At 71.0% G+C, this 12,276-nt stretch carries 8 protein-coding genes; 2 read left to right on the forward strand and 6 right to left on the reverse strand.

What is annotated here, in order from left to right:
- The first annotated feature begins 33 nt into the window (after nucleotides 1–33).
- Entirely contained in the window at nucleotides 34–1,818 is a 1,785-nt protein-coding gene (locus ACIBN2_RS09685) for a bifunctional sugar phosphate isomerase/epimerase/4-hydroxyphenylpyruvate dioxygenase family protein (RefSeq protein ID WP_399133683.1), read from the forward strand.
- On the opposite strand, the gene ACIBN2_RS09690 is transcribed toward ACIBN2_RS09685, so the two are convergent.
- Genes ACIBN2_RS09690 through ACIBN2_RS09700 form a run of 3 tightly spaced genes read right to left on the reverse strand, consistent with a single transcriptional unit; the run spans nucleotide 1,805 to nucleotide 7,524 of the window.
- Entirely contained in the window at nucleotides 1,805–3,268 is a 1,464-nt protein-coding gene (locus ACIBN2_RS09690; protein ID WP_399133684.1) for a membrane-associated oxidoreductase, read from the reverse strand. The genes ACIBN2_RS09685 and ACIBN2_RS09690 overlap by 14 nt on opposite strands.
- 12 nt (nucleotides 3,269–3,280) lie before the next feature.
- The gene (locus ACIBN2_RS09695) at nucleotides 3,281–4,648 is read right to left on the reverse strand and encodes a hypothetical protein (RefSeq protein WP_399133685.1); all 1,368 of its coding nucleotides are present in this window, start codon (nucleotides 4,646–4,648) and stop codon (nucleotides 3,281–3,283) included.
- Nucleotides 4,645–7,524 (reverse strand): peroxidase family protein, encoded by a 2,880-nt coding sequence (locus tag ACIBN2_RS09700; RefSeq protein WP_399133686.1) that lies wholly within the window; start codon nucleotides 7,522–7,524, stop codon nucleotides 4,645–4,647. The genes ACIBN2_RS09695 and ACIBN2_RS09700 overlap by 4 nt, the downstream gene beginning before the upstream one ends.
- 321 nt (nucleotides 7,525–7,845) lie before the next feature.
- On the opposite strand from ACIBN2_RS09700, the gene ACIBN2_RS09705 reads away from it, so the two are divergent.
- Entirely contained in the window at nucleotides 7,846–9,123 is a 1,278-nt protein-coding gene (locus ACIBN2_RS09705; RefSeq protein ID WP_399133687.1) for a lipase family protein, read from the forward strand.
- 15 nt (nucleotides 9,124–9,138) lie between these two features.
- Here ACIBN2_RS09705 and ACIBN2_RS09710 read toward each other — a convergent pair whose 3' ends face one another.
- Genes ACIBN2_RS09710 through pgi form a run of 3 tightly spaced genes read right to left on the reverse strand, consistent with a single transcriptional unit; the run spans nucleotide 9,139 to nucleotide 12,275 of the window.
- Nucleotides 9,139–9,726: a histidine phosphatase family protein gene (locus ACIBN2_RS09710; protein WP_399133688.1), complete on the reverse strand. Its 588-nt coding sequence runs from the start codon at nucleotides 9,724–9,726 to the stop codon at nucleotides 9,139–9,141.
- Between the two features lie 7 nt (nucleotides 9,727–9,733).
- On the reverse strand, nucleotides 9,734–10,609 hold the full coding sequence (gene gnd / locus ACIBN2_RS09715) for a phosphogluconate dehydrogenase (NAD(+)-dependent, decarboxylating) (protein WP_399133689.1): 876 nt from the start codon (nucleotides 10,607–10,609) through the stop codon (nucleotides 9,734–9,736).
- A gap of 1 nt (nucleotide 10,610) precedes the next feature.
- The gene (gene pgi, locus ACIBN2_RS09720) at nucleotides 10,611–12,275 is read right to left on the reverse strand and encodes a glucose-6-phosphate isomerase (RefSeq protein ID WP_399133690.1); all 1,665 of its coding nucleotides are present in this window, start codon (nucleotides 12,273–12,275) and stop codon (nucleotides 10,611–10,613) included.
- Nucleotide 12,276 lies beyond the last annotated feature (1 nt).

Consider the following 12,276-nt stretch of genomic DNA (forward strand, 5'->3'; position numbering starts at 1 on the left):
GCAGTTCCCCGCGCCCCTGGAAGGAGTTGGACCGTGCGTACCTCTATCGCCACCGTTTCGCTGAGTGGGTCGCTCACCGAGAAGCTGACCGCCGCCTCGCGGGCCGGGTTCGACGGTGTGGAGATCTTCGAGAACGATCTGCTGGCCAGCCGGCTCACTCCCGAGGAGATCCGGGAGCGTTGTGCCGACCTGGGGCTGAGCATCGACCTCTATCAGCCGATGCGGGACATCGAGGCCGTGCCCGAGGAGGAGTTCGGGCGGAATCTCCGGCGGGCGCGGCACAAGTTCGAGGTGATGCGGCGGCTCGGTGCCGACACGGTGCTCGTCTGTTCCAGCGTGCATCCGCTCGCCATCGACGACGACGATCTCGCGGCCCGGCAGCTGGGCCGACTCGCCGGTCTGGCGCAGGAGTTCGGCGTCCGTGTGGCCTACGAGGCGCTCGCCTGGGGGCGGCACGTCAGTACGTACGACCATGCCTGGCAGATCGTCGAGAGGGCGGACCACCCCGCTCTCGGGACCTGCCTCGACAGCTTCCACATCCTTTCCCGGGGGTCCGATCCCAAGGGGATCGAGGACATCCCGGGCGAGAAGATCTTCTTTCTGCAGCTCGCGGACGCCCCGCTGCTCGCGATGGACGTCCTGCAGTGGAGCCGTCACCACCGCTGCTTCCCGGGGCAGGGCGGATTCGACGTCGCCGGGCTCGTGGGGCATGTGCTGCGCGCGGGGTACGACGGGCCGCTCTCGCTCGAGGTGTTCAACGACGTCTTCCGCCAGGCCGACGCCGGTCCCACGGCCGTGGACGCGCAGCGGTCGCTGCTGGTGCTCCAGGAGGCGGTGGGGCCGGCCGGCCTGCCGGGTCCCGTCGTTCCCACGGGGGTGGCGTTCGTCGAACTGGTCACCCCCGATGCCGAGCCGGTCGCCGAGGTGCTCGGCGCTCTGGGGTTCGCCCGTACCGCGCGGCATCGCAGCAAGCCCGTCGACCTGTGGCAGCAGGGCGAGGCGCGCGTCCTCGTCAACACCGGGCCGGCCGCGCGACGCGACGGCACCGGACTCGCCGCCATCGGCCTGGAGTCACCGGACCCGGCCGGTGCCGCCCGCCGCGCGGAGGCCCTGCTGGCGCCGGTGCTGCCGCGCCGGCGCGCCGCGGACGACGTGCCGCTGGACGCGGTGGCGGCCCCCGACGGCACGGAGCTGTTCTTCTGCGCCACGGGGCGGCCCGAACTCCCGGACTGGCGCCGGGACTTCGAGGACGTCGCGCACACCGCGACGGACTCCGGCGTGATGCGGGTCGACCATCTGGCGCTGGTCCAGCCCTGGCACCACTTCGACGAGGCCGCCCTCTTCCACCGCAGCGTCCTCGGCCTGTCCGCGCAGGAGAGTGTGGACGTCGCCGATCCGTACGGGCTGCTGCGCAGCCGGGCCGTCACCAACGCCGACGGGAGCGTACGGATCGCGCTGTCCGTGGGCGCGGCACCCAGCGACGACACGGTGCACGCGCAGCACATCGCCCTCGCCACGGACGACGTGGTGGCCGCGGCCCGGCGCTTCCTCGCGGCGGGCGGGCGGCTGCTGCCGATCCCCGCGAACTACTACGACGACCTGGCCGCCCGGTTCGAGTTCGCCGACGGGGAGCTGGAGACGTATCGCGAGCTCGGCATCCTCTACGACCGGGACGCGCACGGGGAGTTCCGGCACTGCTACACCCGCACCGTCGGCCGTGTCTTCTTCGAGCTCGTCAAGCGCGACGGCGGCCATCGCGGCTACGGCGCGCAGAACGCGCCCGTCCGGCTGGCCGCCCAGCACCTCACTGGCGGCTGACGCTTCTGGTCACGCCGGTGACGACCGTCGTGGCCAGGATCCAGCCGGTGATGATCAGCGCGTAGGCGAGGTACTGGTACCAGCCGTCCGGCGCGAAGGCGTCCTCCTGGCCGAAGGAGATCACCGGCAGGAGCAGGTCCAGGGTGTAGAAGACGGGGTTGAAATGAGGGGCCTCGGACGCCTTGAGCGGGTGCGGGTGGTGCAGGGCGTAGGCGATCGAGCCGACGGCGAGCAGGGAGAGCAGCCAGACGGCGGCACGCAGCGGGCGGAAGCCGTAGCCGACGGTGGCGTCCTGGATGTAGCCCCAGACGCGGCCGTACCAGGTGCGGGTGGCGCGCAGCCGTCGCTGCTTGGCGAGTTGGACCAGGCGGGCGGCGTAGTCGTCGCCGACGCGGCGGTAGGCGGCCGTCAACTGCTCGTAGGCGTACGGGACATAGCCCTCGGGGTCGCGTTCCAGCATGGTCAGGCGGCGCTCGGCGGGAACGTGCGGGGTGAGGGCGGTGTAGGTGAGCTCGTTGACGTAGACCTGGTCCGGCAGGGTCGCCGGATCCAGGGTGAGCAGGTCGATCTGGGAGCGCCGCAGGTTGAGGGCGCCCTCGATGCGTTCGTCGGGGCGCAGCCAGAGTTCGCCGATGACGCAGCTGCTGGCCCGCAGGGCCGTGCCGCCCGGCTGGGAGAGGCGGGAGTGCAGCAGGTCGAGGCAGCCGGGTATGCGTGCGCCGCGGAACTCGATGCGGCCGCGTGCCGAGAGGCAGGGGGCCCGGACGTCGGATCCCACGGTGAGGTTCTGTGCGTCGAGCGCGGTGCCGTGCGGCAGCTCGAACTCGGTGTCGCGGAAGTTGACGGCCCCGGCGACGCACGCGCCGGTGAGCCGGACCTGACCGTGGGCCCGCAGCCCGGGCGCCCACAGGTCGTCGCCGATCTCGACCTGGTTCAGCTGCAGTACGGGCTCGTCGGCGTCCGGCGCCTCGAAGCTCGCGCGGTCCATGAACAGCGCGCCGGCGATGTGCGCCCCGCCGAGGCGCACCGGCCCCCGGAACCGGCAGTCCGTCAGCCGCAGCACGCCCTCCACGCGGATGGTGGCGGCCGTCAGGCCGGGCAGCACCGAGTCGCTCAGGTTGAGCTGGCGCACGCGCCAGCCGTACAGCTGCGGCACCTCGTCGAAGTGGCAGCCGCTGAGCCGTACGGCGTGGTCGGTCTGCGCGTACCGCAGGTCGAGCACGCCGGTGACGCGCGCTCCCGACAGCTTGAGGGCGGCGATCTCCCCTGGTTCCCGCGGTCCGTTGAGCAGCAGGTGCCGCAGGACGGAGGCGCGGACGGAGCGCTCCGGGCCCCGGACCGCACCGTCCGTCGCGTCCTCGTCGTCCCCCGCGCGGAAGCCGACCGCGTCCCCTGTCGCGAACGCCCGCCACACCTGCTGCTCGGCCGGCGTCAGATCGTTGATCTCCACAAACCGGGAACTCTAGTCCCACAACTCCGCGTGCCGCCGGTGTGTTTCGGTGAGACCGTGCACGAAGTACCGCTCGTAGTACTCCCGTTCCACGTGGTGGGTCTGGAGCCAGATCCCCGGCACATGGATCGCGTCCGTGTGCGCCGGGAAGCGGCGGTGGGTGCGGATGACGTACTCGCAGATGTCGCGGGCGCAGTCGATCACCCGCTCCTCGTACTCGCTCGCCTCGGCGAGATAGCGCTGCCCGTAGTCCTCCTTGTAGATGCGGGTGAAGACGTCCTTGTCCGTGTAGGTGCCTCCGGTGCCGAACTTCGAGCTGATCACCGAATCGACCGCGTCCGACATCGACTTGTGCGCAGGCGGGCACGCGGCCGCGATGAGGGGTTCGCCCTCCGGCGAGGTGAGGCCGACCGGGTGCGAGCGCAGCGTCGCGTACTTCGGCAGCGGGACGTGCCAGCGCCAGATGTCCGCGAGGCGCCAGCGCGGGGTGACGAAGGTGAAGCCGAGCATCCTGCCGTACGTGCGCGAGAACTTCGGGTCGCCCAGGGCGATCTGCGGGTTGATCGACGCGTGGATCCACGCTCCGAGCCCCATGGCCTCCGCCGTCAGCATCAGGTTCTGCAGCAGCAGGTCCGCCTCGATCTGCGTGCGCATCGGGCCGAGCGCGCCGAGCGGGAGCTTCAGATCGCCGTTGAGGAAGCCGTTGTCGACCCACTTCTTCACGCCGGCCGGTCGGTAGAAGTTGCGGTCGTCGACCAACGTCGGCCGGGCGCCGTCGGGTTGGGTCAGCAGATACATCAGGGCGTTGATGTACTGGTGCGAGAGGTCCACCACCGGGAAGAACACCGTCGTCCCGGTGAGGTTGGACAGGAAGCGGTTGGAGTCCAGGTAGGCCGGGAAGTCCCGCTTGTTCTGCGGTACGTCGAGCCGGTGGTCGAGAACCTTCACCTTGGCCTGGTCCGCCCGCGCCACCAGCGTCTCGGCGCCGAACGGCTCCTGGGGAGCCGGCGGCAGCTTGCGCAGGTAGTACGTACCGGTGTCGTTGATCATGAAGAAGTGGGTGCCCTGCGCGTTGTCGGGGCTGCCCGCGGTCCGGCCGGCCATGGTCAGGTTGGGCTTGGCCATGATGGGTTTGCCGTCGCGGGGGTCCTCGAAGGGGCGGTCCGGCATGGTCAGGCCCGTGCAGCCGGTGATCGCGACGAGCACCGCCTCCTCAAGCTCCGACAGCGGCTGCTGGGTGTGCGTGGAGCGGTAGCTCATCGAGCCGGCCGGCACCGAGGCGCCCCGGCTGACGCGGTGGGTGCGCCGGTGCCAGACCGTGTCCAGCAGGGGCCGGCCGAACAGGTCGGCCAGCCCCGGGTGTTCGTCGACCGTGCTCATGCACGCCCCCCGTCGGCGCCCTCGTCGTCCGTCGGCCGCACGCTGCGCCACGGCGCGAACGCGCTCGCCCCGCGCGGCAGCAGCGCCGCCAGCTCCGGGCAGTGCCGCAGGATCACGGAGTTCATGCCGCCGCGCTCCACCCAGTCGATGCCCAGTGGCGTGTACACCTCGGGCCGGTAGTCGACGTTGAGGAACCGGTCGGACTGAAGGCGGCGGCTCGCCATCAGGATGAAGATGCGGAAAGCCGTGTCGCTGAAGCCGAAACCGGTCGGCGGGTTCTCGCCGAACAGGCCCACCACGGTGTCGATCTCGTCGACCGAGCGGTAGACGTCCTTGAGCCGGGCGAGCGTCTCCGCGTTCTCGGTCAGCTCCTCGAAGGAGCGGATGCGCTCCTTGTGCAGGCCCGCGCGGAAGTCGTTGTAGCGCGGCACGCCGCGTCGCCGCGTCCGCACGAGGTCCACCACCGACATGTCGATGATCTCCCCGTCCCGCTCGAAGTGCTGGAGTGCGCGCGGGTAGTTGTGCAGGGTGATCGCGCCCGGGTGGGCGATGCCGAACGAGTACAGGGTGTTCGCCAGACCCGTCTTGCGGATCTGTGCCTCCGCCGCGCCGCCCTGGATGTCCAGGAAGCCCACCGTCTCCAGACGCTGCCCGAAGTGGTGCTCGCGCAGCTCGAAGTCGTCGGGGACGAGCGGGTGCATGCGGTAGACGGTGACGAAGTCCTCCGTCAGCGAGTACGGCGCCGTGTGGTGGTCGGGAAGGGTCTTCGGGATGCCCGTCAGCGAGTGCGCCTCGAACAGCCACAGGCCCAGCTGGTTGAGCCACTTCCTCGGCGGACCCTGCCAGTTGGTCTTCAGGGCGATGTCGATCGCCTCGGTGGCGAGGATCGCCGGCGTCCACTCCACCGTGTGGATCTTGGCGATCAGCGCCGAGACGACGAGCCGCGCCGTGTGGTAGATCCGCTCCTCGCTCATCGTGGGGTACTGGTCGCGCAGCGCCTCGCACACCGCGTTGTGCTCGCGGGCGAACAGGGTGTGCATGCAGCTCAGGCCCATCCACCAGCTCTCGTTGAAGCCGGTCAGCGGGATGTGGCCGTTGCTGCCGCCGGGCAGATGGCCGTCCTCCAGGCGCAGTTCGGCGCGACCGTCGGCCTCGCGCAGGAAGCGGGAGGTCTGCTCGTCCTCGCCGTACACCTCGGAGCCGTCCCACCAGTGCGAGGCGGTGTTGCCGAACAGGATGGGCGGGCGGCCGGGCACCTCGATGCCCTCGTTCTCGGCGAACCGCATCACGTTCTCGTCGGGCCCGCCGGGTGTGTTGTGCCAGGGCCCGCTGCCGGGCGGCAGCGGCACCTCGACGCTGCGCTCGCCGGGCTTGTGGCGGCGGTGGTTGACCCAGTCGTGCACCTGGAACTGGATCCAGGCCGCGGCCAGCACGTTGAGCGAGGTCGCGGGCACGAAGCTCTCGCGGTAAAGGAGTTGGCGGCTGACGGTGACCGGGTTGGGGGTGTCGAAGAGGTCGGGCCGGTAGTCCGGCTGGAGGTTGCGGCCGAAGGCGGCGCCCACCGCGCCCATCTTCGGCGCCGACATATCGTTGTACGTCCCGTCGTATGACCGCTCGCCGCGCAGTCGTTCGGGGATCGGCGCCGGGACCCGCTGGGCCTTCGGCGGTGCCTCGCGCGGTTCGGTGTCGATCAGGTTGAGCCGGCGCAGCACCTTGCGCAGGAACACCAGGTTCAGCAGGCTCAGCTGCAACGGCAGCCGGTGCCAGGGCACATACCGGTTGAGCAGGGCGAAGCCCGCTTCCATCGGGCGGCCCAGGACGCGGTTGCGCAGGGGCTCCTCGGTGACGAACCGCAGCCCCAGCCGGTGGGCGCTCGCGGCCTGGTAGGCGGCCTTGCGGGCCCGGTTGATGTTGCCGAGCGGGCGGAAGTCGTCCGTGGTGTACCAGGGGTTGAAGGCGAGGTCCTCGACGCGGGCGGCGGCCGCACGGGCCTCGGCGGTGGTCAGGTCCTGGCCGGAGAGGGTGAGCCGGGCCACCGCGACCGCGGGAGACACGGCGTCCTTCCACTCCACCGAGGCGTCCTCGACCGGGGTGCGCCGCTCGTCCACGAACCGCTGCACGCACAGGTCGAAGCTGACGTCGCCCTGGGCCAGCCGGTGCGTGAACTCGCGGCGCAGGGCGTCCTGGTCGCGGCGGTCCGGCGCGGGCGCGGACGGGGTGCCGGGCGCGGGCCGGAACAGGTACCGCACGGGTCCCGCCTCGCCCCACAGGGTCGCGCCGCGGCTCCAGAAGGTCTCGTGGGCAAAGGAGTTGACGGTGTGCCGGGTGGCCGCCCGGACGTTGCGGCGCATCCGGTTCGCGGTGCCGAGGCCCACCGCCAGCGGCAGCCGGACCAGCAGCCCGAACGCCTTCTGCACGGGGCTGCGCGCCCCCGCCATGGCCTTGGCGAAGGCCACGAACTCCCGTGCGTCGCGGGCGTGGGAGACGGGATAGCTGGTCGCCAGCAGGTCGTGGCTCTCCTCCTGGGACACCTGCACCCGTACGGCCGCCCCGCGCAGGTCGGGCGAGCCGTCGCCCTGCCGGATGCCGCTCGCGTTGGACAGCCGCACCACCGCCGGGTACTCGGCGCCCGGCTGGGCGAAGCCGACACGCAGCGCCGCGGGGAGGTCGTCGTGGAAGCGCAGCCGGGCGTTCTCCACGGCCACCGGTGCCTTGGCGTGGAAGGTCCGGGCGATGCCGCCGCCCCCGGCCCGCGCGTTCTTGACCTGCACCTTCATCAACTCGGCGGCCAACTGCTCGAACACCAGCCGTTCCGCTTCGGGACTGCCGCCCTCGTACCGCTCGTATTGCGGTTCTTGCTGCCCGGTCTCGGCCATCGGTCATTTCCTCACGTACGGATACGTACGGGACAGGGCCCTGCACGCTACCGGCGGCCGGGGGGGCTGACAGCGATGGTTCGCGCCGTTGTGCGCCATCTTGCGCGCGATGCGCACAATGGGGGTCCGTACGGCATGTGAGCCGGTCAGCCGGGCGGATGCGACGGCGGTGACCTCCCGTGGCCGCACCGCACGCGTCTCCGTTATCCAGCAACCACATCCGCCGCCCCCGCCGTGGCCGGGGAACGACTGCCGGTCGGTTGACGGCCCACGGGGGCGGTGGTGTGCTCACCTCCCGCACCATTCCGGGGGAGGTCACACATGCGGGACGAATACGTCAAAGGGCCCGCCTACAGCGCGCTGCGCCCATGCAAGACGGAGACCGATCCGAGCAGTTTCCCCGTCTACCCCGACCTGGTGGAACGGCTCGTCGAGGACAAGCACCAGCCCGATCCGGAGGGAGTCCTCCCGCACGTCCTGGCGACCTGCTCGGCCTACTCGTACGCCGGGTTCGAGCAGCACAGCGACCCGGGCACCATCGCCATGATCATGACGCGGCTCGGTCTGGAGGAGAACGAGGTCCGGGTCTTCGAGCAGCGCGTGGACGCCATGTACATCGCGTCCGCCGCCTCTCTGATCCTCGACCGGGACCGCCGGGTGGCGATCCTCTGCTACCGCGGCACCCAGCCCGAGGACATCATCAGCATCCTCACCGACGCCGACGTACGCCCGGAGATGCTCGCGGTCGAGCTGGAGGGCCGCCGCTACGAGGTGCACGCCGGCTTCTACCGCAACGTGCGCGCCACCCGGCATCTGGTCGTCGAGGCCCTGGAGCGGGCCGTGCGCGGCGAGTCCCTGAACCCGGAGGAGGAGGGCACCCGAGGGGACGGCCTGGAGGCGCTCTACATCACCGGGCACAGCCTCGGCGCGGCGATGGCCGCCATCATGGCGGTCACGCTCGTCCACGAGCCCCGCTACCGGCACATCGCCGAGAAGCTCAAGGGCGTCTACACCTTCGGCCAGCCCATGGTCGGCGGTCCCGACCTCGCCCGCGCCTGCGAGGAGACGCCCGGTCCGCGCGGCACCTATCTGCTGCGCGACCGGCTGCTGCGCTACATCTTCGACCGGGACGTCGTGCCCGCCCTGCCGCCCCGGCCGGTCGGCCCCTACGCCCCCTTCGGCCGCGAGTTCCACTACCGCAGGCGGCACGGTCCCGTCGACGCGACGCTCACCTTCGCGGCCGACTCGGCGATCGAGGCCCTGACCCTGCCGAGCGACCTGGTGCGCACGGCCGCCGACCGGGACTGGGGCGGGCTGCTGCTCCGGATCACGGAAGGGGCGCGCCGGTCGGCAAGGCCCCTGCTGCGCGGCGGCGGGAACGGCGGCTGGACCGAGATCGACCAACCGGGTCTGAACTACCCGCAGATGGACAGCCTCGCGGGTCTTGCCGTCGTGGCGCCGCTGGCGTTCTTCGCGACCCGCCTGGCGCTGACCCGCACGATCCCCTTCAAGTACTCCTTCGACGACCACGGCCCGGGCCACTACGTCAACGCGCTTGCTCCACCGGGGGTGTTGAGCGAGTTCGGTGACGTGCTGTAGCCCGGGCCGGTACCGCTAGGGCCGGGTGTTCCACTCGGCGATCACCGGGCGGTCGTGCTCGGTGGAGAGCCGGCTGACGGTGCCCGTCGCCAGCTGGAAGAGCCGTCCGTCCGCCGGCGCGAGCCCCAGCCGGCGGGCCGTCAGGACCCGGAGGAAATGGCCGTGGGCCACGAGGATCACATCGCCGTCCGGGAGGGCGGCGTCCACCCGGGACAGCACCCGGTCGGCGCGCTGCCCGATCTGCCCGGGCGACTCGCCGGGATGGCCGTCGGGACCGGGCGGTACGCCGTCGGTCCACAGGTCCCAGCCGGGGCGGGTGCGGTGGATCTCGACGGTGGTGACGCCCTCGTAGGCGCCGTAGTCCCACTCGTGCAGGTCGGGTTCGACCGACGTCCCGGTGATGCCCGCGAGATCCGCCGTGCGTATCGCGCGGCCGAGCGGGCTGGTCAGGGCGAGTGCGTAGGTCCGCTGCGAGAGGAGCGGAGCGAGGGACTTGGCCTGCCCCTCACCGTGCTCGGTGAGGGGCAGGTCGGTGAAGCTGGTGTGCTGTCCCGAGACGCTCCACTCCGTCTCGCCGTGGCGGACCAGGAGAAGGTCCCCCACGGCCGGCCTACTTCGACTCGACGGCGTGCCCGCCGAACTGGTTGCGCAGCGCCGCGACCATCTTCATCTGCGGCGAGTCGTCCTGGCGGGACGAGAACCGCGCGAAGAGCGAGGCGGTGATCGTGGGCAGCGGAACGCCGTTGTCGATGGCCGCCTCGACCGTCCAGCGGCCCTCGCCGGAGTCCTGCGCGAAGCCCTTCAGCTTGTCCAGGTGCTCGTCCTCGTCAAGGGCGTTGACCGCAAGGTCGAGCAGCCAGGAGCGGATGACGGTGCCCTGCTGCCAGGAGCGGAAGACATCGCGGACGCTGTCCACCGAGTCGATCTTCTCCAGCAGCTCCCAGCCCTCGGCGTAGGCCTGCATCATGGCGTACTCGATGCCGTTGTGGACCATCTTGGAGAAGTGCCCGGCGCCCACCTTGCCGGCGTGGACATAGCCGTACGGGCCCTCCGGCTTGAGCGCCTCGAAGATCGGCTGGAGCCGCTCGACGTGCTCCTTCTCGCCGCCGACCATGAGCGCGTAGCCGTTCTCCAGACCCCACACACCGCCGGAGACACCGGCGTCGACGAAGCCGATGCCCTTGGTGCCCAGCTCCTCGGCGTGCTTCTCGTCGTCCGTCCAGCGGGAGTTGCCGCCGTCGACGACGGTGTCGCCGGGGGACAGCAGCCCGCCCAGTTCGTCGACGACCGACTGGGTGGCGGCGCCGGCCGGGACCATCACCCAGACCACGCGCGGCGCTTCGAGCTTGCCGACCAGGTCGGCGAGGCTGTCCGCGTCGGAGAGGTCGGGGTTGCGGTCGTAGCCGACGACGGTGTGGCCCGCGCGGCGGATCCGCTCGCGCATGTTGCCGCCCATCTTGCCGAGACCGATGAGACCGAGCTGCATGTCACTTCACTTCCTTGAGCTCGCGGTACGCGGCCACGAGAGCGGTGGTGGAGGGGTCGAGACCGGGGACGTCGGTGCCCTCGGTCAGGGCGGGCTCGACGCGCTTGGCGAGGACCTTGCCGAGCTCGACGCCCCACTGGTCGAAGGAGTCGATGTTCCAGACGGCGCCCTGCACGAACACCTTGTGCTCGTAGAGGGCGATCAGCTGGCCGAGGACCGACGGGGTCAGCTCGCGGGCCAGGATCGTGGTGGTGGGGTGGTTGCCCAGGAAGGTGCGGTGCGGCACCTGCGCCTCGGGCACGCCCTCCGCGCGCACCTCCTCGGCTGTCCTGCCGAAGGCCAGCGCCTGGCCCTGCGCGAACAGGTTGGCCATCAACAGGTCGTGCTGCGCGCCCAGTTCGTCGCTCAGCTCGGCCGCCGGACGCGCGAAGCCGATCAGGTCGGCGGGGATCAGCCGGGTGCCCTGGTGGATCAACTGGTAGTAGGCGTGCTGGCCGTTGGTGCCGGGCGTGCCCCACACCACCGGACCGGTCGCCCAGCCGACCGTATGGCCGTCGCGGTCCACCGACTTGCCGTTGGACTCCATGTCCAGCTGCTGGAGATAGGCGGTGAACTTCGACAGGTAGTGGCTGTACGGCAGCACGGCGTGGGACTCGGCGCCGAAGAAGTTGCCGTACCAGATGCCCAGCAGGCCCATGATCAGCGGGGCGTTGGCCTCCGCGGGCGCGTTCTGGAAGTGCTCGTCGACGATGCGGAAGCCGTCGAGCATCTCGCGGAAGCGGTCCGGGCCGATGGCGATCATCAGCGACAGGCCGATCGCCGAGTCGTACGAGTACCGTCCGCCGACCCAGTCCCAGAACTCGAACATGTTGTCCGGGTCGATGCCGAACTCGGTGACCTTGCCGGCGTTGGTCGACAGCGCCACGAAGTGCCTGGCGACCGCCTTCTCCTCGCCGCCGAGCCCGGCGAGCAGCCAGGAGCGGGCGGAGGTGGCGTTGGTGATGGTCTCGATCGTGGTGAAGGTCTTGGAGGCGACGATGAAGAGCGTCTCCTCCGGGTCCAGGTCGCGGACCGCCTCGTGCAGGTCGGAGCCGTCGACGTTGGAGACGAAGCGGAACGTCAACTCCCGTGCCGTGAAGGTGCGCAGGGCCTCGTACGCCATCGCGGGACCGAGGTCGGAGCCGCCGATGCCGATGTTGACGACGTTCCTGATGCGCTTGCCGGTGTGGCCGGTCCAGGCGCCGGAGCGGACGCGGCCGGCGAAGTCGCTCATCTTGTCCAGCACGGCGTGCACCTGGGGCACGACGTTCTCGCCGTCGGCCTCGATCACCGCGCCCCGGGGCGCCCGCAGCGCGGTGTGCAGCACGGCGCGGTCCTCGGTGATGTTGATCCGCTCACCGCGGAACATGGCGTCACGCAGCCCGAACACGTCGGTGGCGGTGGCCAGTTCCCGGAGCAGGGCGAGGGTCTCGTCGTTGATCAGGTGCTTGGAGTAGTCGATGCGCAGGTCGCCGACGCGCACGACGTACCGCTCGGCGCGGGCGGGGTCCGCCGCGAACAGCTCACGCAGCCGCGGGCGTTGCAGCGCCTCCGCGCGGTGGTCCTCCAGAGCGGTCCACTCGGGGCGCCGGGTGAGCCTGGGGGAGTCGGCCGAAGAGTCGGGCATG

Origin of the sequence: Streptomyces sp. NPDC050534 (assembly GCF_044457745.1) — a bacterium.
Classification (GTDB): domain Bacteria; phylum Actinomycetota; class Actinomycetes; order Streptomycetales; family Streptomycetaceae; genus Streptomyces.

Excerpts from the sequence above, each read along its gene's own strand:
- ACIBN2_RS09695 (WP_399133685.1), bottom strand. The coding sequence starts at position 4,648 with ATGAGCACGGTCGACGAACACCCGGGGCTGGCCGACCTGTTCGGCCGG.
- ACIBN2_RS09700 (WP_399133686.1), bottom strand. The coding sequence starts at position 7,524 with ATGGCCGAGACCGGGCAGCAAGAACCGCAATACGAGCGGTACGAGGGC.
- ACIBN2_RS09705 (WP_399133687.1), top strand. The coding sequence starts at position 7,846 with ATGCGGGACGAATACGTCAAAGGGCCCGCCTACAGCGCGCTGCGCCCA.
- gnd (WP_399133689.1), bottom strand. The coding sequence starts at position 10,609 with ATGCAGCTCGGTCTCATCGGTCTCGGCAAGATGGGCGGCAACATGCGC.
- pgi (WP_399133690.1), bottom strand. The coding sequence starts at position 12,275 with ATGCCCGACTCTTCGGCCGACTCCCCCAGGCTCACCCGGCGCCCCGAG.